The sequence below is a fragment of the Pseudomonas sp. Au-Pse12 genome, assembly GCF_021341665.1.
Classification (GTDB): domain Bacteria; phylum Pseudomonadota; class Gammaproteobacteria; order Pseudomonadales; family Pseudomonadaceae; genus Aquipseudomonas.
Genome location: NZ_JAJTTH010000009.1, coordinates 171788 through 193646, shown reverse-complemented (window position 1 = coordinate 193646; position 21859 = coordinate 171788). Strand labels below are relative to the sequence as shown.

Below are 21859 nucleotides of genomic sequence, written 5' to 3'. Positions count from 1 at the left end.
CCCACACGCCCGATCTGTTGTTCAGGCCAGGGCTTGCTGCAAGTGGGCAATGCTCGCGCCGAGCGCCTGGCGGATGTCTGCCAGCCCGTGCACGCCCTCGGCAAAGGGTTCGAAGGACAAGTAGCCGCTGTAGCCAGCGCTGCGCAAGGTATCGATCTGCGCCGCATTGCCGAGGAGGTCCGCCTCGCCCACCAGCACCCGGTGGCCGTCGCGCATGCTGCCAAGCGGCACCTGGCGATCCTCGACCCCGGAGATGTGCACCAGCCCGGTCAGCTCGGGGAAGAACTCATGCTCGCCGGCCAGGTGGTGGTGGAAGGTGTCGTGCACCAGGCGCAACACATCCAGGCCGCCGATGGCGCGGATCGCCGCCACCGCCGTGCGCTTGTGGCGCAGTGCGCATTCCTCAAAGCCCAGGGGCTCGATCAACCCCAGCAGGCCGTGCTCGCGCAGGATCGGCGCCAGTTCGCTCAGGGCCGTGCGCAAAGCGCTGCTGCGCTGGGCCTCGCTGCGCGGGTCGGCAGGATCATTGAGCGGGCACAGCACCAGCCCCTCGGCGCCACAGCCACGGGCATAGGCGGCCAGTTTCAGGGCCTGCCGGCGACGCTCGTCGTTCCACACATCGAAGGGGTACAGGGCGTTGATCGACAACACCTTGAGCCCTTCGGCCGCGCACAACTGGCGGACCCGTTCGGGCGGCGTGCCGTCCTCGATTTCCACGCCCGCAAGGTCATTGCGGATCTCAATGGCATCGACCTTCAGCGTCAGCGCCAGGTCGATGAACTGCGGCAGTGACAAACCCGGTGCAACCATACGATTCAGGGCGAAACGCAGGGGCTGGCTCATGCTTGTGGTTCTCCAAAATCCATCGCGTCGAGGCAGTTACTTGGCGGTCGGCATGCTGAACTCCGGCCCCTTGGCGATGCTCTCGGGCCAGCGCTGCATCACGCTCTTGTAGCGGCTGTAGAAACGCAGGCCTTCCTCGCCGTAGGCATGGTGGTCGCCGAACAGCGAACGCTTCCAGCCACCGAAGGAATGCCAAGCCATGGGCACCGGAATCGGCACGTTGATGCCGACCATGCCGACCTTGATGCTGCGGGCAAAGGCCCGGGCCACGCCGCCGTCACGGGTGAAGCAGGACACGCCGTTGCCGAACTCGTGGGCGTTGATCAGCGCCACCGCGCTGGCGAAGTCGGGCACCCGCACAATGCCCAGCACCGGCCCGAAGATTTCCTGCTGGTAGATGCTCATCTCGGGAGTGACCTGGTCGAACAGGGTGGCGCCGACAAAAAAGCCCTGCTCCGCCCCCGGCACCTTGAAGCCGCGTCCGTCCACCAGCAACTGCGCGCCCTGGGCCACGCCCTGGTCGATAAAGCCTTCGACCCGGGCCTGGTGTTCGGCGGTCACCAGCGGCCCCATGTCGCTGTCGCTGTGCAGGCCGTTGCCGACCTTGAGCCGGTCGATGCGCGGCAGCAGCCTGGCGATCAATTCATCGGCCACCTCGCCCACCGCCACGGCGATGGAGATCGCCATGCAGCGCTCGCCGGCCGAGCCGTAGGCCGCGCCGATCAGCGCATCGGCGGCCTGCTCCAGGTCGGCGTCGGGCATCACGATCATGTGGTTCTTGGCCCCGCCCAGGGCCTGCACGCGCTTGCCCCGGGCGCTGGCCTGCTGGTGGATGTACTCGGCGATCGGCGTCGAACCGACAAAGGAAATCGCCTCGATGTGCGGATGCTGGAGCAAGCCGTCGACCGCGCTCTTGTCGCCCTGGACCACGTTGAACACGCCCTCGGGCAAGCCGGCCTCGCTCAGCAGGCGCGCCATCAGCAGGCTGGCGGACGGGTCGCGCTCGGACGGTTTGAGGATGAAGCAGTTACCGGCGATCAGGGCGAGGGGGATCATCCACAGCGGCACCATCACCGGGAAGTTGAACGGCGTCACCCCGGCGCACACCCCCAGCGGCTGGCGCAGGTTCCAGTTGTCGATGCCACCGCCGATGTTGTCGCTGAAGTCGGTTTTCAGCAGGCTCGGCGCGCCACAGGCGTATTCGACGATCTCGATGCCGCGGGTCACTTCGCCCATGGCGTCGGCCAGCACCTTGCCGTGCTCGCGGGTGATGATCTGCGCCAGCTCCTGGTGGTGCCGGTCCAGCAGCTCCTTGAACTTGAACATCACCCGCGCGCGGCGCAGGGAGGACTGTTCGGACCAGGCCGGGAACGCCTTCAGCGCCGACGCCACGGCCGCGTCCACGGTCTGCTGGCTGGCCAGCGCCACGCGCGCCTGGACCGCGCCCGTGGCCGGGTTGAACACCGGGCTGAAACGCTCGCTGGCGGCCTGCACCTGGCCGTCGATGTAATGGCCGATTACCGGGGTGTCGCTCATTGTTCTTGTTCTCCGTGAAGGGTCCAGTCGGGGTTCAAAGATCCAGCAGCCAGCTGTGCTGCGGGTCGTTATGGAACTGCCAGACGCGCTTCGGCCCGGCCATGACGTTCAGGTAATAGGACTCGTAGCCGTAAGGCACGCTGACTGGGTGATAGCCCTTGGGCACCACCACCAGATCGCTGTTTTCCACGGCCATGGCCTGGTCAATGCTGCGGTCGTCGGTGTAGACCCGCTGGAACACGAAGCCCTGGGGCGGGTTGACCTGGTGGTAGTAGGTTTCCTCCAGAAAGCTCTGGTGCGGCAGGTCATCGGTGTCGTGCTTGTGCGGCGGGTAGCTGGAGGAATGCCCGGACGGCGTGCGCACCTCCACCACCAGCAGGGAATGGGCCGGCTCGCTGTCGGGCAGGATGTCGCACACATAACGGGTATTGGCGCCCTTGCCGCGCACGCTGCGCTTGCACTGTTCCGGGCGGATCAACCGCGCGCCGGGGCTGCCCTCAAGGGCGCCCGGGGCGGCGCAGACCGCGATCTGCACGTCGCTCAAGGCCGTGACCTGGGCCTGGCTGCCCGGCGGCAGATAGACGGCAAAGGGCGACTTGTCCTCGAACACCGATTGCCGGTCGCCCAGGTTGGACCACTGGAAGGCGCCCTGGGACGACTCGCCCTGCACATCGATGCGGCCGCTGAGCAGCACCAGGCACAGCTCCTGGTCTCCGGCGCTGAGCGGCTGGCTGTCCCCCAGGCTCAGGCGGTAGGCACTGAACCCCACGTACTCCAGGGCGCCTTCCGGCAGCTGGACCAGGGTCCGGCCTTGGGCCGCGCTTTTAACCAGCAGATTCATTGGCCTGTCCTCGTAGATGGCACCGCGGCGTCCAGCAGCGCCCGCAGGGTGTCGTAGCCTTTTTTCGCGTAGACGTAGCTCGGCGCCACGGCCGGGTCCTGCTCGGCTTCCACCACCAGCCAGCCCTGGTAGCCCGCCTGCAGCAGCACGTCGAGCAAGGCGGCGAAGTCGATGTCGCCATCGCCGGGCACGGTGAAGGTGCCGTTGACGATGCAGTCCGGAAAGCTCCACAGGTTGTTGCGCGCCAGTTGCACCACCGCTTTGCGCACGTCCTTGAAATGCACGTGGCAGACCCGGCGCACATGCTTGCGCAGCACCTCCAGGGGTTCGCCGCCGCCCATGTAGCAATGGCCCGAATCGAACAGCAGGCCGACTTCCTCGCCGCTCAGGCGCATCAGCTGGTCGATGTCCGCCGGCGATTCGACGTAGGCGCCCATGTGGTGGTGATAAGCCAGGCGCACACCCTGGGACAGGGTGAAACGCGCCAGCGTCGTGAGTTTGTCGGCGTAGTCCTGCCAGGCCTGGGCGCTGTGGAACCGCGGGCGCTCGACCAGACGCACCGGCGAGCCCTGGATCGAGTCGGCCACTTCGCCGTAGACCAGCACCGAGGCGCCGTTGTGCTTGAGCAGCTCGACGTGGCCGGCGATGGCGTCGATTTCCTCGGCCGCCGAACGCCGGGCCAGGCGCCCGGAATACCAGCCCGACACCAGCGCCAGGTCATAGGGGCGCAACACCGCGGCCACGCCCTGGGCGTCTTTGGGGAATTTGCCGTTGAGTTCAAAGCCTTGGTAACCGATGTCGCGGCCTTCGCTGAGGGCGGTGCTCAGGGGTGTTTCACCGCCCAGGGCCGGCAGGTCGTCGTTGCTCCAGGAGATCGGGTTGATGCCAATTCGGATCGCGGGCATGGCTGCACCTTTTGTTGTTGTTCGAATCAAGGGTGAAAACGGCCCCTGCCTGCAGGGGCTTCCCGTGGCGAGGGAGCGTGCTCCCGTTCGGGGGCTCAGCCCCCGCAAATCGGCTGGCGCGGTGTATCCGTTGCAGTGGGTTGGCCGGGTTGGGGCCGCTGCGCGACCCAGCGGGAGCACGCTCCCTCGCCACACAGCGGGCGCCAATCACCCACGGGCGCTGCGCCAGGCGTTGATCAGTTGTTCGAAGGTGCCCTGCACTTGGCGGATCAGGGTGGCGTCGTCGATCTCCCCCGCCAGCCAGGCACGGCTGGGCTCCTGGAAGATCGTGCGGCCCACGGCGAACCCGCGGCAGGTGCGGCTGTCGGCGGCTTGCCGGAAGCCCTCGGCGAGGGCTTCGGCCGAGGCATTCAGGCCCAGCAGCACCACGCCACGGCAATACGGGTCGCGTTCCTGGATCAGCTCGTCGAGCTTTTTCCATTCCTCGGCCGACTGCGCCTCGATCTTCCACCACGCGGGGTAGATGCCCAGGTTGTACAGGCGCTTGAGGCTGCGGTAGAGCACCTCGGGATGGGCGCCGGGCAGGTCCTTGGGCGGGATGATTTCCAGCAGCAGTTCATGCCCGCTGACCTGGGACGCCTGGTACAGGCCGCGGATCTGCGCTTCCTGCTCCAGGCGCAGCAGGGGTTCGTCGTCCGGGTGGAATTGCACCAGGCATTTGATGATCTGCTCCTGGGGCCAGGCGATCAGGTTGCTGCCCACCGAGCGCCCGTGCTCGAAGGCCAGGGGCCGCGAGCCCTGGACTTCCACCGGCCGCGCCACCCACCAGCCGCGCCCGGTGGCGGCGTTCAGCGCCTCCTGGCCGAAGCGCTGGTCGGCCAGCAGGCCGACATCGGCCTCGATGCCCCGGCGCCGCAGGTCGGCTTCGACCCGTTGCACCGCTTCTATGAAGAGTTGCTTGAGCTGACCGATGGCCTTGAGCTCGCGACCACTGCGCTGCGCCAGTTCCACCAGTTGCCCACGGTGGTCGAAGGCGAAGACGAACAGGGGCTTCCAGGCCTTGCGCGGCACGCTGACCTGATGCAGGCGTTGCAGGACCGGGTCCTGATCAGGACGGGTGATCGGCACCGGGCTGCTGAACAGGTAGTCCAGTTCGGCCCGGGTCGGCATCGCCGGGGCGCAGGCATGGCGCGACACCACCAGGCCGCCGCAGGCGTTGGCCAGCTGGCAGCAGCGCTCATCGCTGGCCTCTTCCAGCCAGCCACTGAGGAAACCGGACATGAAGGCATCGCCGGCGCCCAGCACGTTGAGCACTTCCACGCGCACGCCGGGGTAGACCGCCGCGTCGCCAAGACTCGGGGGAATCGCGCCGTGGATCACCGTGCAGCCCTGCGGGCCGAGCTTGACCACCAGGGTCGCGGTGCTCAGGGAACGCACGGTGCGCAACGCCGTCAGCAGGTCGTCGCTGCCACCGGCAATCAGGAACTCCTCTTCGGTGCCGACGATCAGGTCGAAACGCCCCAGGATGCCCTGCACATGCTGGCTGACCTGCTGGTCGGCAACGAACCGGGTCTCGCCATCGGCCTTGCCCGCCAGGCCCCAGAGCACCGGCCGGTAGTCGATGTCCAGGACCCGCTTGACCCCGTGCTTCTCGGCGTAGTCCAGGGCCTGGAGGCTGGCCTGGTAGACGCCGTCGGTGGAGAAATGGGTGCCGGTGATCAGCAGGGCCTTGCTGGAGGCAATGAAGGCTTCGTCGATGTCGGCGGCGCACAGCGCCATGTCCGCGCAGTTCTCGCGGTAGAACACCAGGGGGAAGGTTTCGCGGTCCTTGAGGCCCAGCAGGACCAGGGCGGTGAGGCGCTGCGGATCGACCTTGACCGCGCTGACGTCACAGCCTTCGCGCACCAGCGACTCCAGCAGGAAGCGCCCCATGTGATCGTCGCCGACCCGGCTCAGCATCGCCGACTTGAGGCCCAGGCGCGCGGTGCCGAAGGCGATGTTCGCCGACGAGCCGCCGAGGTATTTGGCAAAGCTGCTGACGTCCTCCAGCCGCGCCCCGACCTGCTGCGCATAGAGGTCGACGCCCAGGCGTCCGAGGCAAATCAGATCCAATTGACGCCCACTGGCAAAACGAGTCTGGCCCATGCTGGCTCCTGTTATTTTTATCAGCCTGCGCTCGCCGCCGTTGTCAGGTGCCGAGCACTCTTGGTCAGCGCAGACTAAAACGTCTCCCAGCCTCAATCAATATTTTTTCTATATATTTTTTACATGGAATATATTTTCCATTAAACTTTTTTCAAGCCTGAGCCAGACGCCCTGCATCGTTTCAGCAATGCCCCGGCCGGCACCCGCCCGAAGATTTTATGGGCCCCTACCCTGTAGACTGCCGGCTGCCCACCTATTGTCAGGGGACGGACCCACAGCCTTCCCCATCAGTACAAGCCAGAAGGATTTTCTATGTCCCGCACCGATCAGCCGGCCTTGTCCGAGAGCACGCCCGAGAGCGACCTCGCCAGCCCTCCGGCGAATGCCGAGCGGCTGCTGCAGTTGATCACCGAGGAATACGAAGGCCTGCCGCGCCAGCTCAAGCGCATCGCCAGCTACATGAGCCAGCAGAGCGACCGGATCATGGTCGACCGCATCAGCGACATCGCCCGGGAATGCGAGGTCCACCCTTCAGCCATCGTGCGTTTCTCGCAGCGTTTCGGCTTCAGCGGCTTCAGTGAAATGCAGGCGCTGTTCCGCCAGGCCTACACTCACAAGGCCACGCCGGTGCAGAACTACCAGCAGCGCATCCGCAGCATGATCGCCAACAAGTCGCAAAAGGCCAGCGACGGCGACCTGGCGCGCGAATGCATCAATGCCACCCTGTCGGGGATCGAGCGCCTGGGCCTGGAACTGGACGACGCGGCCTTCGAGCAGGCGGTGGACCTGGTGGTCAATGCCGACAACATCTATGTGGTGGGGGTGCGCCGTTCCTTCGCCGTGGCCGACTACCTGGTGTACAACCTGCAGCACACCAACAAGCGCATCCACCTGGTGTCGGGCCTGGGCGGCAGCTACCGCGAGCAGATGCGCAGCATCCGCCCCAACGACCTGGTGATCGCCATCAGCTTCACCCCCTACGCCAAGGAAACCCAGCACTGCCTGCGCATTGCCCAGCACAACCAGGCCCAGACCCTGATCATCACCGACAGCACCCTGTCACCCCTGGCCAAGCGCGCCAACAGCGTGCTGCTGGTCAACGAAGGCAGCTCCTTCGCCTTCCGCTCGCTGAGCGCCACCTTGTGCCTGTGCCAGGCGCTGTTCATCGCCGTGGCCTATCGCCTGGAACTGAAGATGGACGAGATTCACGAACAGGGCGGCTTCGACGACTAGCCCGGGGCCGGCCCATGGCTATGGGCCTGCAGGGCACCGGGCACGCCCCGGCGTTGCAGGCCGCCCTGCTCGACCCAGCCCAGGGTCTGGCGGTACGCCCGTTGCAGCAGCGTCTCGGTCTGGTTGAAGTCGAACACCGATACCCCCAGCGGGCACAGCGGGTCGACCACATGGATCGCCACCCGCGGCGCATAGAGTTCGATGTCGCGCACCAGCTGGCGCATGCTCAACAGGTTCAAGGTGTGCAGGGCCAGGGCCAGCATCCCCGCCGGCGGCGCCGGGCAGGCGCAGCCAAAACCGGTGGGCAAGACAATCACTCGAGTGGCCCCCAGGCCCACCGCGGCGGCAATCGGCGTATTGCTCGCGACCCCGCCATCCACCAGCAGCTTGTCGCCGATGCGCACCCAGGGAAACACCAGGGGAATCGCCGCGCTGGCCAGCAGCGCCTGCTCGGTGTCGCCACTGGAAAGCACTTCCTGGGCCCCCGTCAGCAGGTTGGTGGTGACGATATGCAGCGCCAGCCGGCTGTCTTCGATACGCGCGACCGGCAACGCCCGCTGCACCAGCCGGGACAGGGCCGTGGACGGCAGCAGGCAACCGCGATGGCGTAGCAGGCCGATCAGGCTGTCGAACCAGGAAAACGGAAACACGTCGCCCTTGCGCAAGCCGCGCCAGAAGTCCGCCAGCTCGGCCACGCCCCGGGCATCGGGCCGCGCGGCAAAGTAAGCGCCGTTGATGGCGCCCACCGAGGCCCCCACCACCAGATCGAACTCCTGCCCCAGTTCCACCAGGGCTTGCAGCATGCCGACCTGGACCGCCCCGAGGCTGCCGCCCCCGGAAAGCACCAGCGCGGTTCTGTCCTGACCCATGACCGACCTCCCGCGCCGTTGTCGACGCTCTAGAAGCTCAGCATAGTCGCCCGTCAACCACCGGCAGCAACCGCCCCAGCGGCTCTACTCGTAGATCTTGCGCAGTACAGGAACACCGCGAACGCCGCCAGGGCGAGGCCTGCGCCACCCCCTGGGTTGATTCAGGGCACCGCCTGCAAAGCCAGGCCCTTGCGCAGCAGCTCCTTGCGCAGGATCGGCCGGGCCAGGCAATGCACGCCGTCCTGGGCGCTGCACTCTAGCAGCCGCTCAAGCTTGCGGGCACTGCCCGGGCTGCCGGTCAGCAGGTAGCTTCTGCCCTCGCTGAGGCTGATCAGGTTCAGCAACCAGTCATCGCCCCACTGCCCCAGCACCTGCTCGATCAGGCGGCGCTGGCGCGCCAGCAGACCCTCGCCCTGCCACAGCGTGAGCTGGGCAAAGCGCCGCGGCAGGTTGCTGGACGCTTCGAGCACCTTCAAATCCTTGAGCAGGGCCTGGGGCAACTGCGCTTCGATCTGCTGCTGGCATTGCTGGAAATACGCTTCGGGCCACCAGGGCCCCAGGCCGGCATGCGCGGCCAGGGCGGCATAGGCCTGGCGGTCGGCCGTGGTACAGCTGCGGCCGCTGAAGTTCAGGGTGTTGTCGAGGATGCCCGCCGCCAGCAATTGCGCGCTGTCGCGGCTGATCCGCGGCAGCAGGCCGGCGTCGCGCCAGCGCTCATAGACCTGGGTGCAGGCGGCGCCGATCGGGCGGATATCCGCGTATTTGCCCAGGCGCTCGTCCCAGAACGCCTCGAACCCCGGGTGATGGTCGATGACCTCCACCACCCGCGCGAGGTCCACCAGCGGGTCCAGGTGCAGGTGGTTGGAAATGTCCACCAGGACGAACTGATCGGCGCTCTCGGGGACGTGGCTGTCCAGGCCCTTGAGGCGGTCTCTGAAGCCTTGGGGAATGCTCTCGTTGAGCGGCGCGCTGCCCAGGGCCCGGGCCGGGCGGCCGCTGAGGTTGAGCAATTCGGCGTAGGCGATGCAGCCGGCGTAGGCGTCGATATCCAGATAGGCCGCGCCGGCGGTGACAATGATCATGACGTCCGTGTAATCCACAAAGGCCCGAGGCCGGAGCGTCGAGGGTGCCCGAGCCACATGACAGGCAGATGACAGCCCATGCTCAGCGCGCTTGCTCTTGCGCCTGCCGCGCCGCGGCCACCAGCAGCGCCGCCAGCTGCGATCCGCTGAAACGGATCTGCGCCAGGCTCAGGGCCGCGTAGCCGATGATCACCGCCGCCGGCCGGCGCGCCGCCTGGCAGTGCTCGGCCAGCCCCTGCAGCAGCAGGCCCTGCTCGGCAGCGTGCTGGCGAAAGCGCGTCTCGTCGCTGCCCGGTGGCAGCTCCAGGAGCAGATGCAGCCCGGCCTGCTGGCCGCTGATGCGGTAGCAGCCCGGCGCCTCCCGAGCGAGGATCGCCAGCAGCAGGTCGCGGCGTTCCTGATAGGCCTGACGCGCCGCCCGCAGGTTACGCAGGAAGGCGCCGCTGGCGATGTAGTCGGCCAGGGCCAGTTGCTCGATCACCCCGACCGAGCGCCCGGTGCTCTGCAAGGTCGCCAGCAAGCGCGGGCGCAGGCTTTCGGGCAGCAGCATAAAGCCCACCCGCAAGCCGGCGAACAGGGTCTTGTTGAAGCTGCCGCAGTAGATCACCCGGTCGTCCCGGTCCAGCGACTTGAGGGCTGCCAGCGGCGCGCTCTGGTAGTTGAATTCGCTGTCGTAGTCGTCCTCCACCACCCAGGCCTGGCTGTGCCGCGCCCATTCCAGCAGGGCCAGGCGCCGCGACACCGGCAGGGTCATGCCCAAAGGCGCCTGGTGGGCCGGGGTCACGTAGACCAGGCGTGCATCGCGGTGCTCTTGCAGGCGCTCGGTGTCGATGCCCTCCTCCTGCAGCGGGATCGGCACCAGGCGCGCCCCGGCCAGGGCAAACAGATCCTTGGCCGAGAGGTAGCCGGGGTCTTCGAGGCACACCTTGTCACCCGGGCGCAGCAGGCTGCGGGCCAGCAGGTCGAGGCCATGGCGGATGCCGGTGGTGATCATCACTTGCCCGGCATGGCAGGCGATGCCCCGGTGCTGCCCCAGGTACTCGGCGATCTGCTGGCGCAGCGCCGGCAGCCCGCCGGGGTCGGCGTCGCACAGCGACTGCGCCGAGGCACTGCCCAGGGCCCGGGTCAGGGAGCGGGTCCAGTGCTGCAGGGGAAACAGCGCCGGGTCAGCCAGCCGCGCAACAAAGGGCTGGCCGGCACGCACGCCCAGCGGCGGGTACGGCGGTTCAAGGTCACGGGCGGCGGGCGCCGCAACCGCCGCCGGGGCGCTCAGGTAAAGATCCGGCACCACCGCGCAGACCCGGGTCCCGGAACCGCTGGTGCGGCTCACGTAGCCTTCGCTGCGCAGGCGGTCGAAGACCACTTCCAGGGTGCCCCGGGACAGGCCCCAGCGCTGGGCCAGGGTGCGGGTCGAAGGCAAGCGGCAGCCGGCCGGCAGGCGTTTTTCCAGGATCGCCTGGCGCAACGCGGCGTAGGCACTGTCCTGCTTGCCCTGAGCGCCCTCCATGGGCAGTGGCAGGTCGAGGGGCACGGGGTGTTTTCCACGGCTCATAGTGGTCCAGTCAAACGGGCTCTAAACGGTGCTCGGCATTAAACCATAAAGACCTTAATTTCAGCGCCGTACCCACTTGCCCCGAGCCCGCCATGCCCCCGGTTGCCGACGCCCCGCCCCGCTCCATCGCTGTTGCACGCCCCCTCGCCCCCTGGCTCTGGACCCTGTTGCTGCTGGTGGTGGTCTGCCTGCCGCGCATCAGCATCGACCTGTACCTGCCAGCGCTGCCGGCCATGGCCGACCAACTGCGGGCCAGCGATGCGCAGCTGCAACTGACCCTGAGCCTGTACATGCTCGGCTACGCCCTGTCGATGCTGCTGGGCGGGCCGCTGTGCGACCGCTATGGCCGGCGCCCGGTGCTGCTGGCGGGCACCGCGCTGTTCCTGCTGGCCAGCCTGGCCTGCATGCTCGCCACCTGCGTCGAAATGCTGATGGCCGCGCGCCTGCTGCAGGCGTTGGGCGGTTGCTGCGGCACCCTGATCGGCCGGGTCATGGTCCGCGACCGCTGCGCGCCCGAAGAGCAGCCGCGCCTGCTCGGGCTGCTGTCCATGGGCATTGCCCTGTCGCCGATGCTGGCGCCGCCGCTGGGCAGCCTGATCGACCACCTGCTGGGCTGGCGCGGGTTGTTCCTGTGCCTGAGCCTGGTGGCCGCGGCGGCCTGGTTGCTGATGTACAAACGGCTTGCCGAAACCCGCCCGCCGCAGCTCGCCCCGGTGCCTGGCAAACACTTGCCGCGCCTGTACCTGCGCCTGTTGGGCGAGCGCTATTTCATGCGCTATTCCCTGGCCATCGGCTGCCTGTACTGCACCTACTTCCCCTTCATCCTGCAATCGTCGGCGCTGTTGCAACGCCAGCTGGGGCTGTCGCCCACGGCCTACGCCCTGGTATTCGCCGCCACCGTGGCCGGCTACCTGCTGGGTTCGCGGCTGTTCCAGCGCCTGGGCGCGCGCCACGGCGCCGACCGCCTGATAGCCCGGGCCTGCCTGTTGAACCTGGCGGGCGCCGGCCTGCTGCTGCTCGCTCGCAGCCTGTGGCCCGACAGCCTGTGGGCGATCGTCCTGCCGATGCTGCCGCTGATGTGCTCGGTGGGCCTGGCGATACCCGCCTGCCAGCTGGCGATCCTGCAACCCTATGCGGCGGTGGCGGGCACCGCTTCGGGGCTGTTCTTCTTTATCCAGATGGCCCTGACCGCCGGCTGCGGCTTGCTCGCCAGCCGGCTGGCGGACCACCCGGCCGGCTCGCTGCAGGCCCTGACCGGCCTGTCCAGCCTCGCCCTGGGCCTGGTCTGGTGGTGCCTGCGGCCACGGCAGCCCTAGCACCTGTGATAACGCGACGCGCAACCTGCCGGTCGCCGATTACCTGCATGGCTGTAGCCGCTGCTGAGCCCGCGAAGCTGCGCAAAGGTCCGCAGGACCTTGCTTGACGATCTCCAGCCAAACTCGCAGCGGCCTCAAGAGCGCTGCGGCCCTTCGACGGAGTGCCGCCCAGCCCGTTCGCAGCCTGCGGCAGCGGCTACACCTATTCCCGATCGGCATTGGCCCGTAGCCGCTGCCGAGCCATGGCAAGGAGCTGTGCAAGGCCGATTCAATGCCGCTACATTAGCCGCGCCGTTCCCATCCGTTGTGCCGTTCAAGACAAGGAAATACGTGATGAAGCTTATTGGAATGCTCGATTCACCCTATGTGCGCCGCGTCGCCATCAGCCTCAAGAGCCTGGGCCTGCCCTTCGAGCACCACTCGATCTCGGTGTTCAGCACCTTTGAGCAGTTCAAGGCCATCAACCCGGTGGTCAAGGCGCCAAGCCTGGTCTGCGACGGAGGTGAAGTGCTGATGGATTCGAGCCTGATCCTCGACTACCTGGAAACCCTGGCCGGCCCGCAACGGAGCCTGATGCCCGCGGCCCTGCCGGAGCGTTTGCATGAGTTGCGCTTGATCGGCCTGGCCCTGGCGGCCTGCGAGAAATCGGTGCAGATCGTCTACGAAAGAAACCTGCGTCCGGCCGAAAAACAGCACGGCCCCTGGCTGGAGCGGATCGGCGGCCAATTGCAGGCCGCCTATGCCGAGTTGGAGCGCGAGTTGCAGCAGCGGCCGCTGCCCCGGGATGGAACCCTGAGCCAGGCCGGCATCAGCCTGGCGGTGGCCTGGAGTTTCAGCCAGATGATGGTGGCGGACCAGTTCACCCCCGAGCAGTTCCCGGCGGTGCGCGGTTTTGCCGAGTACGCCGAACAGCTGCCGGTATTCCTCGACACCCCCGCCACCTGACCGCGCAACCCGATACCACCGCCGCCCGCAAGCCTTGTGGCGCCATTGAAAACGCCAGCGCCCACGACAAGCCGGGCCCTGGTGCGGGCGATCAGGCCGGTTCGGGCTGTTTTTTCACCGGGGCGGTGGCGAAACGCTGGGCCAGGAACGGGGTGATGTCCAGTGGCAGGGCTTCATCGTTCACCAGTTTGTCCAGCAGCACGCCGGTGATCGCCGAGGTCAGGATGCCGGTGCGGAAGTGCCCGCAAGCATTGAGGTAACCCTCGACCCCGTCCATCGGCCCAAGGATCGGCAGCTCGTCCGGAGAACCCGGGCGCAACCCCGCCCAGCACCGCTTGAGGTTGACGTTCGCCAGCTCCGGTACGCAGCGCACCGCGCCCTGCACCAGGCCGTTGATCTCCGGGTAGGTAGTGCTGACGTCGAAGCCCTTGTCCTCGGTGGTGCTGCCAATCAGGATTTCGCCGTTGTCCTTCTGCGCCATGTAGCAGTCGCTGGTGGTCAGGCAGCCGTTGAGCAGCTTGGGCATGCGCTCGGTGAGCAGGATCTGGCCCTTCACCGGTTTCACCGGAATCTCGATCCCGGTGGCCTGCAGGCTGAGGTCGGCGGCCCAGGCGCCGGTGGCGTTGATCAAGGTCGAGCAGTGGAACAGCCCGGCCTCGGCGGTCTGCACGCCGCTGACCCGGCTGCCCTGGTGCAGCACCCCGGTGACGTTGGTGTTGAAGTACACATCCACGCCGTTCTGCCGTGCGCCCTCGGTGTAGGCATCCGTCAGGCGGAACGGGTTGACCTGGTGGTCGCAGAGGAACTCCAGGGCCCCCTGGGCTTCATGACTGACATTGGGCTCCGCGGCGCGCAGGGCCGCCTGGTCGAGCCAGCGCACCTGGGCCGACAAGTGCGGGATGCAGCCGACGATGTGCTCGGCGTACAGCCGGTCTTCCTCGTCATAGATGACGAACTTGAGCCCGGTCTGTTCGAACTTGAAGTCCATGCCGTGCAGGCCCATCAGCTCGCGGTGCAGGCGTGGGTACAGCTCGTTGGATTGCAGGGCGAAGTCGAAGAACGACTGCGGCAGGATGTGCGGGGTGCTGGAGTCCACCACCACCGCCGAACCCTGGGCCTCGCGCTTGCGGTTGGCCGACATCATGCGAAAGAAGATCACCCCGCAGCCCAGGCCCACCGACTCGCCGATGGCCCACAGGCCGCCAGCCGAGGCGCGGCTGGCGTTGCCGGGGCGCTTGGCGTCGATCAGCGCGACCTTGAGGTGCTTGCGCTTGGACAACTGGTAGGCGCAGGACGCGCCGATCACACCGCCACCGGCAATGACCACGTCGTAATACTTACTCATGCTGGGAGACCTCCTGGTCAGATGGCGGGAACGCGGAAAACGGAATCGGGTCGAGGGGGAAGCGCGGGCGGATCCAGCCCACGTCCTTGCGGCCGGTGGCCTGGCGCAGGCGGTCGCTGCAATACCCCACGCACATGCGCCCCTGGCAGTCGCCCATGCTCACCCGGGTGCGCATTTTCAGGCTGGCCATGTCCTGCACCCCCTGGCTCAGGGCGCGCTCGATGTCGTTGCGGGTGGTGTGCTCGCAACGGCAGATCACCGTGTCGCCCTTGGGCAGCTCTACCTGCCCGGCGCCACGCGCGGTGTAGCGGTCCACCGCGCCGCGAAAACGCAGGATCGACGCCAGCTTGCGCTCGTAGCCCTGACGCCGTTGCAGGGCCGCTTCGTTGCTCAGCACGCCGCGCTGCATGAGGATCGACAGCGCAGCGATGCGCCCGCTGAGCATGGCCGCTTCGCCACCACGGATGCCGCCCATGTCACCGGCCAGGTGAATGTGTGGCTCGCTGCTCTGCTGCCAGGCGTTGGCGTTGGCGCGCAGGTAGCCGTCATCGCTGAAGTTGTGGTCCAGGCCCATCTGCTGGCTCAACTGGGTGCGTGGAATGAAGCCATAGCCGACCGCCAGGGTCTGGGCGGCAATGCGCTCGGCCTTGGCCATGTCCGGCTGCCAGTCGCTGGAATAAGGCGCCACGGTGACCACGCTCAAGGCGTCCTGGCCCTGGGCCTCAACCACGCCCCAGCCATAACGCAGCGTGATGCCGTGCAGCTTGAGGTAGGCGAGCATGCTCAGGCCGTCGAGAAACAGCTGCGGCTTGTTGAGCATGGCCAGGCTCTGCTTGGCGATCTTGCCCAGCGCGCAGGCCTCGTAGACCCCCGCCACGCGCACGCCGGAGGCATGCAGCTGGCACGCCACCAGCGGCAGCAACGGGCCGGTTCCGGCAATCACCACCGGGCTCTGGGGCTTGACCACCCCGCTCTTGATCTGCAATTGCAGGCCGCCCAGCAACTTGACCCCGGGCAGGGTCCAGCCCGGGAACGGCACGCTGCGTTCATGGCAACCGGCGGCCAGCAGCAGCTGCCCGTAGCTGACCTGTTGCACCTGCTCCTCGCCATCGAGCAGCACCAGGCTGTGGGTGCCCTCGGCCCCGACCACGCGGCTGTTGAGGCGCACGTCGATCATTTGTTCGTGATCGGAAAAATCGCCGTGCAGCTTGGCCAGCATTTCGCAGTAGCGCGGCCCCAGGTAATCCAGTTGCACGCCATCGCGCAGCGGCCCGCGATAGACCACGCCGCCCAGGCGCGAAGCTTCTTCGATCAGGGTGCTGCGCACCCCGTGCGCGGCCAGTTCGATGGCCGCGGCCATGCCCGCCGGCCCACCGCCGACGATCACCGGGTGATGGCTCATAACGTGGGCTCCGTCTCGCTGATGCGGTTGCTCAGGGTCTGCACCTGCATCCCCGGTTTGACCAGGGTCTGGCAGGCACGGCGCTTGTGCCGGCCGTCGATCTGCACCAGGCAGCAATGGCACACGCCCATGCCGCAGTAGGCACCGACCAGTTGCCCGTGATCGTTGCGCGCCACTTGGCGCAGGCCGGTGGCCTGGATCACGCTGAGAACTGTTTCACCCAGGGCGGCAGTGACCGGCTGGCCGTTGAGGCTGATGGTCATGTCCGCATGCTGCAGCGGCTGAATATCGAAGTTGCGGTCTATCTGACGCATTGCGGTTCATCCGTGAGAAGTAAGTGGGGTTGCCGGCATCCTGCCGTCCAGAGTCCTGGGGCAAGGACGTGGTAACACCGCGGTTCCGAAAACTCTGTCAGAACCGAGCGCGGGCCAATCTAGTGCTTTTGTCCGACAGGAATATTGATCTGGGCCAAGCAAAACGCCGGAGCGCACCAACGCAGTGCCCAGGCACGCTCGAATGGGTCCGAGCGGCAAGCGAAAAACGGCTGTCGGCAGGCACCGGCAGCGGCGGATGGACAACAGGAAAACGGTGTCGGAGACGGGGTGTCAGCGCATGAAGATGGAGATCAGGATATTCACCGGGAGCGGCACACCGAGGAACCACAGCAGTAATGAGCGCATGGAAAATATCCTGGATCGTGCAATTGACCGAGCAGAGGCTTTCGTGGCGGGCACTCGGTAAGAATCACCCCTGGTCTTTGGCCCGCAGGTAGTAATACAGATCCCGGGCCTTGAGCCAGGCCAGGCGGAACAGCATCGCGAACAGCCAGTAGGCCAACAGGAATTGCCCTGCAACGATGGCCGGGAGCTCCAGCGCCAGGGGCACAACACACATTGGCAGGCTTGTCCAGGCACCGAAACGCCGGCCGCCTATCAGCAGCAGCCCGGGGATGATCGTAGTCACCAGGGTGAGTTGGGTAATCCTGGTGCTCATATCCAGCAACAGGCTCCAGCTGTACTTCGGATTGGCATCGAACATGGCGATCGCCGTAGGCACGCTGGTGAGCATCGGCACTACGCTGTTGAGCAGCAGACTCACCAACAGCAACAGCCCCAGGCGCTTGCAAAGAATCGTTTTTTTCATCGCGACAACCTTGTCCAAAAAATTTCCGATACAGCCTAACGGCGCTTGTAGCTCTTGTTGCCACTGGGGGTCAGGCAGTACACCCCGCCCCGCGGCCCGGTGCAGAAACTGCCGCTGCCGCAGGTGCAGCCCTGGGCATCGCGCAGCAGTGGCTCGGCGCGGGGAGTGGAGGAACGCTGGCCGAACATCAGCGCGCAGTTTTTCTTCGAGCCGCTGATGGAGCCGTCATTGCACAGGAACAGCTCGCCATCGCAGCGGGCGATGCCGCCTTTGCTTCCGGAGCAGGGTTGATTGGCCGCCTGCGCCGCCGCGCTGCACAGCAGCATCAGGCACACCGCGATAAAGGGCTTCCAGCCGACCCGGGTCAGGGCACTCATGGTGACGCCTCCTGGCAAAAAGTGGCCGGATGATATCAAGCTTCAGCCCCCCTGACTCGCAGGACGCCGACCAGCCCCGCGCCTAGATGAAAGTTTTTTTAGAATCCCGCCGGCGGTTTCTTGGCAAAATGCCCGCCTGTGTCACGAACCGCTAAGCAGGTAACACCTATGACCCGCATTCTGACCATCGAAGACGACGCCGTGACGGCCCGGGAGATCGTCGCCGAACTGAGCAGCCACGGCCTCGACGTGGACTGGGTGGACAATGGCCGCGAAGGCCTGGTGCGCGCCGTGAGCGGCGACTACGACCTGATCACCCTGGACCGCATGCTGCCGGAGCTGGACGGCCTGGCCATCGTCACCACCCTGCGCACCATTGGCGTGTCGACGCCGATCCTGATGATCAGCGCCCTCTCCGATGTCGATGAACGGGTGCGCGGCCTGCGCGCCGGTGGCGACGACTACCTGACCAAGCCCTTCGCCTCCGACGAGATGGCGGCCCGGGTCGAGGTGCTGCTGCGGCGCAAGAACACGGTCAAGGATTTCGATACCAGCCTGCGGGTGGCCGACCTGGAACTGAACCTGATCAGCCGCGAGGCAACCCGCGCCGACCAGTTGCTGAGCCTGCTGCCCACCGAATACAAGCTGCTGGAATTCCTCATGCGCAACACCGGGCAGATCCTCTCGCGGATGATGATCTTCGAAGAGGTCTGGGGCTATCACTTCGACCCGGGGACCAACCTGATCGACGTGCACATCGGCCGCCTGCGCAAGAAGATCGACCCGCCCGGCATGACCCCGTTGATCCGCACCGTGCGAGGCTCGGGTTATGTCATTGCTGAACCCCTCTAAGGGCTGGCGTTCCTCCAGCAGCCGCCTGCTGGCGCTCTACAGCACGCTGTTCGTGGCCTGGAGCTGCATCCTCATGGGGGTGCTGTACTACGAAGTCTCGACCTACCTGGACAGCCTGGCCAAGCACTCGCTGATGCAGCGCCAGCACCTGTTCGCACGCTTCGAGGGCGAGCAGCTGGTGGAAGCCCTGGCCACCAGCATGACCTTCGACATGCGCGCCATCGACGCCTACGGTCTGTTCGACGAACAGCGCCGGCCGCTGAGCGGGCCGATCCGCCTGATCCCCGACGACCTGCCCCTGGACGGCACGATCCACGAATTGAAGAACTGCATCGACTCCGACGACCCGAACCTGCCGCGCGACAGCTGCGACGCGGTGGCCACCCACACCCGCGACGGCCGCTGGCTGGTGCTGGTGCGCGACAACGGCTCGCTGTTCGCGGTGACCCGGATCATTCTCCACGCGCTGCTGTGGGGCATTTCCCTGACCATCATTCCCGGCGCCGCCGGCTGGCACCTGCTGCGCCGCCGGCCGTTGCGGCGTATCCGCCAGATCCAGGCCAGCGCCGAGGCCATCGTCGCCGGCGACCTGACCCGGCGCCTGCCGCTGTCGGACCGGCGCGACGAACTGGACATGCTGGCGGCCATCGTCAACGCCATGCTCGAACGCATCGAGCGGCTGATGCATGAGGTCAAGGGCGTGTGCGACAACATCGCCCACGACCTGCGCACCCCGCTGACCCGCCTGCGGGCCCAGCTCTACCGCCTGCAGCAACAGGCCGAGGAAGGTTCACCCCAGGCCCTGCAGATGGACCAGTTGCTGGCCGAGGCCGACACCCTGATGGCGCGCTTTCGCGGCCTGCTGCGGATTTCCGAACTGGAGGACCAGCAACGGCGCTCGGGTTTCCTGGTGCTCGACCCCCTGCCCCTGCTGCATGAGCTGCATGACTTCTACCTGCCGCTGGCCGAGGAAGGCCAACTGACCCTGGTGCTGGAGGTGCCCACGAGCCTGCCCAGCCTGACCGGCGACCGCGCCCTGCTGTTCGAGGCGCTGGCCAACCTGCTGAGCAACTCGATCAAGTTCACCCCGCCGGGCGGCGAAGTGATACTGCGTGGCCTCGACGATGGCGGCAGCCCGCGCCTGGAAGTGCTGGACAGCGGTCCCGGCATTCCCCCGGCGGAACGGGCGGCGGTGTTCCGGCGTTTCTACCGGGTCGACGAGAACAACGCCCAGGGCGGCTTTGGCCTGGGCCTGTCGATCGTGGCGGCGATTGTCAGCCTGCACGGTTTCAAGCTCGAAGTGGGCAGCAGCGAACGCGGCGGCGCGCGCCTGAGCCTGGATTGCCGGCCAAGCCTGATCACCGAAAACTGACCCACCCCGTCCCTGTAGCCGCTGCTGAGCCCGCGAAGCTGCGAAAAGGTCCGCAGGACCTTGCCTGGCGATTCCCCGACGAACCTCTAGCGGGCTTCAAATCGCCGCGTCTCCTGCGACGCAGTGCCGCCCAGAGCGTTCGCAGCCTGCGGCAGCGGCTACAGCTGGCCAAGGGAATTGCTGTCCAGCTCGTAGAGCAGTTCATCGATAAGCCGCAACACTTCGGCCTCGCTCTGCAGGGACTTGATGCGCAGCCCGCTGACCACCAGATCGACCCGGCCGCTGTCGGGCTCGAACACCCGCAGGGTCAGGATGCCGTCGCCGGCGTGGCTGAAACTGCAGGCCAGGGGCGCCAGGCGCTGTTCGATACAGGCGCGCCATTGCGCCTGGGTCAGCACCGCCGGCGCCTGGCCGGTCATGCTGCCCTTGTGCTGTTCATCACCCATGCGGGCTGTCCTTGTACTGTGGTTGAGCGGTGCCCCAGACCCGCTGCACGAACCTGGGGCCGATCACAGGGTAAAAAACACCCGCCACGCACAGAAGGCGCATTTGCACGGGTTGCACTGGTGCATTTGCACCAGCTCCAGCGTCACCGACTGCTGGCCGTGCCGACAAACAGCCCGCGCTCCCGGGCCCAGACAATCGCTTCGCCGCGGCTGTGCACATCGAGCTTGGAGTAAAGGGTGGCCACGTGGTTGCGCACGGTGTTGGGGGCCAGGCGCAGTTGCGCGGCGATTTCCTTGTCGGCCAGCCCCTGGTAGATCAGCCCCAGCACTTCGCGCTCGCGGGCGGTCAGGTCGGCGGAAGTCACCGCGGGCGCCTCAGCGCCGCGGGTGTTGCGCACGTTGGCGAGCTTTTCGATCAGGGTCTGGCTGAACCAGGAGGCGTCGCGCATCACTTCCTCGATGGCGCTCACCAGTTCCTGCTCGGAGCGCTTGCGCTCGCTGATGTCCATCAGCACCAGCAGGTAGCAGGGGCGGCCCTGGATGCTCACGGTGTCGGCATAGGCCACGCAGTCGACTTGCTCGGCGCCCTTCTTGCGCACCCTGAGGTCCAGGCCCATGACGTTGCCGCTCTTCTCCAGCCGGCCGAACAAAGCCTCGGCCGCCCGGGGCTCGGCGATAAAGCCGATGTCCTGCACGGTCTTGCCCAGCAATTCTTCGCTGCTGTAGCCGCAGGTGCCGAGAAAGGCTTCGTTGACATCGACGATCTGCTGCTCGGCGCTGCACACCAGGGTCGGCACCGGGGTCAGGCGGAACGATTTGGCGAACCGTTCCTCACTCTGGCGCAGGGCGATCTCGGCCTTGCGCCGTGGCTCCAGGTCCATGAAGGAAAACAGCATGCAGTCCTCGTCGCTGATGTCCAGGGGCTGGCCGGCGACGATCACCAGCTTGCTGCCGCCGTCCGGCAAGCGCAGCTCGGCCTGCATCTGTGGAATGGTCGCGCCCTGCCCCAGGCGCTCGACGGCCAGGTCCTTGTGCTCGGCGTCTTCCAGCACATCCAGCTCGTACACCGAACGGCCGATCACCTGGTCACGGGCATAACCGGTCATTTCCAGGAAGCCCTGGTTGACCTTGATGTAGCGCAGGTCACTGAGGCGGCAGATCACCGCGGGCGCCGGATTGGCATTGAAGGTCTTTTCAAAGCGCTGCTCGGCGCTGGCCCAGTCGGTGGCGTCACTGAGGATCAGCACCAGGGATTCCGGCGCGCCGTTGCGATCTTCGAGGATCATGCTGCGCACCCGGTGCACCCACTGCCGGGGTTCGCCGTCGATCTCGGCCTGGACTTCGACCACCACGTCGCTGAAACGCTCGCCGGCGGCCACCCGGTTGATCGGGTAGCTGTCCAGGGCCAGCGGGTGGTTGTTGCGGTAGCGCAAGGCATAGCGTCGGGCGTATTCGCCGACATTGCCGCCCAGTTGCTCGACTGCGGCGACCCCGTGCATGGCCAGCGCCGCCTCGTTGGCCCAGAGCAGGCTGCGGGCCTGGTCGGTTTCGATCAGGATCACCCCGTCGGACAGGCCGGCGATGATCTGCTGCAACTGACGGCGATTGGTTTCGGTGGCAAGTACGGCCTGGCTCATGGCATCTCCAGAATGACC

General features: G+C 66.7%; 20 protein-coding genes. 5 read left to right on the top strand and 15 right to left on the bottom strand.

Features of this window, described 5'->3' with window-relative positions; translation table 11 throughout:
* Positions 1 to 21: 21 nt before the first annotated feature.
* From LXM55_RS24235 to LXM55_RS24215, 5 genes are all read right to left on the bottom strand, one after another.
* Positions 22 to 843, bottom strand: coding sequence for a TIM barrel protein (locus tag LXM55_RS24235; RefSeq protein ID WP_233322691.1), 822 nt, complete (start codon positions 841 to 843; stop codon positions 22 to 24).
* A 36-nt stretch (positions 844 to 879) separates the two neighbouring features.
* Complete coding sequence (locus LXM55_RS24230; protein WP_233322690.1) at positions 880 to 2379, bottom strand: CoA-acylating methylmalonate-semialdehyde dehydrogenase; 1500 nt, start codon at positions 2377 to 2379, stop codon at positions 880 to 882.
* Between the two features lie 34 nt (positions 2380 to 2413).
* On the bottom strand, positions 2414 to 3220 hold the full coding sequence (iolB, locus tag LXM55_RS24225) for a 5-deoxy-glucuronate isomerase (protein ID WP_233322689.1): 807 nt from the start codon (positions 3218 to 3220) through the stop codon (positions 2414 to 2416).
* Positions 3217 to 4125, bottom strand: a complete 909-nt coding sequence (gene iolE, locus LXM55_RS24220; RefSeq protein ID WP_060838896.1) for a myo-inosose-2 dehydratase — start codon at positions 4123 to 4125, stop codon at positions 3217 to 3219. The genes iolB and iolE overlap by 4 nt, the downstream gene beginning before the upstream one ends.
* 207 nt (positions 4126 to 4332) lie before the next feature.
* Positions 4333 to 6270: a bifunctional 5-dehydro-2-deoxygluconokinase/5-dehydro-2-deoxyphosphogluconate aldolase gene (locus LXM55_RS24215; protein WP_233322688.1), complete on the bottom strand. Its 1938-nt coding sequence runs from the start codon at positions 6268 to 6270 to the stop codon at positions 4333 to 4335.
* Positions 6271 to 6582: 312 nt separating this feature from the next.
* Between LXM55_RS24215 and LXM55_RS24210 the strand changes: the two genes are divergently transcribed.
* On the top strand, positions 6583 to 7503 hold the full coding sequence (locus LXM55_RS24210; RefSeq protein ID WP_233322687.1) for a MurR/RpiR family transcriptional regulator: 921 nt from the start codon (positions 6583 to 6585) through the stop codon (positions 7501 to 7503).
* Here the strand turns inward: LXM55_RS24210 and LXM55_RS24205 are convergent.
* From LXM55_RS24205 to pdxR, 3 genes are all read right to left on the bottom strand, one after another.
* Entirely contained in the window at positions 7500 to 8372 is an 873-nt protein-coding gene (locus LXM55_RS24205) for a patatin-like phospholipase family protein (protein ID WP_233322686.1), read from the bottom strand. The two genes, LXM55_RS24210 and LXM55_RS24205, sit on opposite strands and share 4 nt — an antisense overlap.
* A gap of 161 nt (positions 8373 to 8533) precedes the next feature.
* The gene (locus LXM55_RS24200) at positions 8534 to 9454 is read right to left on the bottom strand and encodes a DHH family phosphoesterase (protein WP_233322685.1); all 921 of its coding nucleotides are present in this window, start codon (positions 9452 to 9454) and stop codon (positions 8534 to 8536) included.
* An 82-nt stretch (positions 9455 to 9536) separates the two neighbouring features.
* Complete coding sequence (gene pdxR / locus LXM55_RS24195; protein ID WP_233322684.1) at positions 9537 to 11006, bottom strand: MocR-like pyridoxine biosynthesis transcription factor PdxR; 1470 nt, start codon at positions 11004 to 11006, stop codon at positions 9537 to 9539.
* 92 nt (positions 11007 to 11098) lie between these two features.
* Here pdxR and LXM55_RS24190 point away from each other — a divergent pair, with 92 nt between their 5' ends.
* Together LXM55_RS24190 and LXM55_RS24185 are read left to right on the top strand one after the other, a co-directional pair.
* Complete coding sequence (locus LXM55_RS24190; RefSeq protein WP_233322683.1) at positions 11099 to 12322, top strand: multidrug effflux MFS transporter; 1224 nt, start codon at positions 11099 to 11101, stop codon at positions 12320 to 12322.
* A gap of 333 nt (positions 12323 to 12655) precedes the next feature.
* Positions 12656 to 13267, top strand: a complete 612-nt coding sequence (locus tag LXM55_RS24185; protein WP_233322682.1) for a glutathione S-transferase — start codon at positions 12656 to 12658, stop codon at positions 13265 to 13267.
* 91 nt (positions 13268 to 13358) lie between these two features.
* Here the strand turns inward: LXM55_RS24185 and hcnC are convergent, their stop codons facing one another.
* The 5 genes from hcnC to LXM55_RS24160 all read right to left on the bottom strand — a co-directional run bounded on the left by hcnC (position 13359) and on the right by LXM55_RS24160 (position 17534).
* Positions 13359 to 14612 carry a cyanide-forming glycine dehydrogenase subunit HcnC gene (gene hcnC / locus LXM55_RS24180; RefSeq protein WP_233322681.1) on the bottom strand — a complete coding sequence of 418 codons (1254 nt, stop codon included), beginning with the start codon at positions 14610 to 14612 and terminating at the stop codon, positions 13359 to 13361.
* On the bottom strand, positions 14605 to 16014 hold the full coding sequence (gene hcnB / locus LXM55_RS24175) for a cyanide-forming glycine dehydrogenase subunit HcnB (RefSeq protein ID WP_233322680.1): 1410 nt from the start codon (positions 16012 to 16014) through the stop codon (positions 14605 to 14607). Before hcnB ends, hcnC begins: the two co-directional genes overlap by 8 nt.
* A complete protein-coding gene (gene hcnA / locus LXM55_RS24170) occupies positions 16011 to 16328 on the bottom strand; it encodes a cyanide-forming glycine dehydrogenase subunit HcnA (RefSeq protein ID WP_233322679.1) in 318 nt (105 codons plus the stop codon). The genes hcnB and hcnA overlap by 4 nt, the downstream gene beginning before the upstream one ends.
* 430 nt (positions 16329 to 16758) lie before the next feature.
* Positions 16759 to 17157: a hypothetical protein gene (locus LXM55_RS24165; RefSeq protein WP_233322678.1), complete on the bottom strand. Its 399-nt coding sequence runs from the start codon at positions 17155 to 17157 to the stop codon at positions 16759 to 16761.
* Between the two features lie 35 nt (positions 17158 to 17192).
* Complete coding sequence (locus LXM55_RS24160; protein WP_233322677.1) at positions 17193 to 17534, bottom strand: hypothetical protein; 342 nt, start codon at positions 17532 to 17534, stop codon at positions 17193 to 17195.
* A gap of 168 nt (positions 17535 to 17702) precedes the next feature.
* Here LXM55_RS24160 and LXM55_RS24155 point away from each other — a divergent pair, with 168 nt between their 5' ends.
* Together LXM55_RS24155 and LXM55_RS24150 are read left to right on the top strand one after the other, a co-directional pair.
* The gene (locus LXM55_RS24155; RefSeq protein ID WP_011060869.1) at positions 17703 to 18386 is read left to right on the top strand and encodes a response regulator transcription factor; all 684 of its coding nucleotides are present in this window, start codon (positions 17703 to 17705) and stop codon (positions 18384 to 18386) included.
* Positions 18364 to 19758, top strand: a complete 1395-nt coding sequence (locus LXM55_RS24150) for a sensor histidine kinase (protein ID WP_233322676.1) — start codon at positions 18364 to 18366, stop codon at positions 19756 to 19758. The genes LXM55_RS24155 and LXM55_RS24150 overlap by 23 nt, the downstream gene beginning before the upstream one ends.
* A 158-nt stretch (positions 19759 to 19916) precedes the next feature.
* On the opposite strand, the gene LXM55_RS24145 is transcribed toward LXM55_RS24150, so the two are convergent.
* A complete protein-coding gene (locus tag LXM55_RS24145) occupies positions 19917 to 20204 on the bottom strand; it encodes a DUF1652 domain-containing protein (RefSeq protein WP_233322675.1) in 288 nt (95 codons plus the stop codon).
* A gap of 143 nt (positions 20205 to 20347) precedes the next feature.
* A complete protein-coding gene (locus LXM55_RS24140) occupies positions 20348 to 21841 on the bottom strand; it encodes a helix-turn-helix transcriptional regulator (protein ID WP_233322674.1) in 1494 nt (497 codons plus the stop codon).
* Between the last annotated feature and the right edge of the window lie 18 nt (positions 21842 to 21859).

Bases quoted from the DNA above. Each gene is read 5' to 3' on its own strand.
- LXM55_RS24235 (WP_233322691.1), bottom strand. From the start codon at position 843: ATGAGCCAGCCCCTGCGTTTCGCCCTGAATCGTATGGTTGCACCGGGT.
- LXM55_RS24230 (WP_233322690.1), bottom strand. From the start codon at position 2,379: ATGAGCGACACCCCGGTAATCGGCCATTACATCGACGGCCAGGTGCAG.
- iolB (WP_233322689.1), bottom strand. From the start codon at position 3,220: ATGAATCTGCTGGTTAAAAGCGCGGCCCAAGGCCGGACCCTGGTCCAG.
- iolE (WP_060838896.1), bottom strand. From the start codon at position 4,125: ATGCCCGCGATCCGAATTGGCATCAACCCGATCTCCTGGAGCAACGAC.
- LXM55_RS24215 (WP_233322688.1), bottom strand. From the start codon at position 6,270: ATGGGCCAGACTCGTTTTGCCAGTGGGCGTCAATTGGATCTGATTTGC.
- LXM55_RS24210 (WP_233322687.1), top strand. From the start codon at position 6,583: ATGTCCCGCACCGATCAGCCGGCCTTGTCCGAGAGCACGCCCGAGAGC.
- LXM55_RS24205 (WP_233322686.1), bottom strand. From the start codon at position 8,372: ATGGGTCAGGACAGAACCGCGCTGGTGCTTTCCGGGGGCGGCAGCCTC.
- LXM55_RS24200 (WP_233322685.1), bottom strand. From the start codon at position 9,454: ATGATCATTGTCACCGCCGGCGCGGCCTATCTGGATATCGACGCCTAC.
- pdxR (WP_233322684.1), bottom strand. From the start codon at position 11,006: ATGAGCCGTGGAAAACACCCCGTGCCCCTCGACCTGCCACTGCCCATG.
- LXM55_RS24190 (WP_233322683.1), top strand. From the start codon at position 11,099: ATGCCCCCGGTTGCCGACGCCCCGCCCCGCTCCATCGCTGTTGCACGC.
- LXM55_RS24185 (WP_233322682.1), top strand. From the start codon at position 12,656: ATGAAGCTTATTGGAATGCTCGATTCACCCTATGTGCGCCGCGTCGCC.
- hcnC (WP_233322681.1), bottom strand. From the start codon at position 14,612: ATGAGTAAGTATTACGACGTGGTCATTGCCGGTGGCGGTGTGATCGGC.
- hcnB (WP_233322680.1), bottom strand. From the start codon at position 16,014: ATGAGCCATCACCCGGTGATCGTCGGCGGTGGGCCGGCGGGCATGGCC.
- hcnA (WP_233322679.1), bottom strand. From the start codon at position 16,328: ATGCGTCAGATAGACCGCAACTTCGATATTCAGCCGCTGCAGCATGCG.
- LXM55_RS24165 (WP_233322678.1), bottom strand. From the start codon at position 17,157: ATGAAAAAAACGATTCTTTGCAAGCGCCTGGGGCTGTTGCTGTTGGTG.
- LXM55_RS24160 (WP_233322677.1), bottom strand. From the start codon at position 17,534: ATGAGTGCCCTGACCCGGGTCGGCTGGAAGCCCTTTATCGCGGTGTGC.
- LXM55_RS24155 (WP_011060869.1), top strand. From the start codon at position 17,703: ATGACCCGCATTCTGACCATCGAAGACGACGCCGTGACGGCCCGGGAG.
- LXM55_RS24150 (WP_233322676.1), top strand. From the start codon at position 18,364: ATGTCATTGCTGAACCCCTCTAAGGGCTGGCGTTCCTCCAGCAGCCGC.
- LXM55_RS24145 (WP_233322675.1), bottom strand. From the start codon at position 20,204: ATGGGTGATGAACAGCACAAGGGCAGCATGACCGGCCAGGCGCCGGCG.
- LXM55_RS24140 (WP_233322674.1), bottom strand. From the start codon at position 21,841: ATGAGCCAGGCCGTACTTGCCACCGAAACCAATCGCCGTCAGTTGCAG.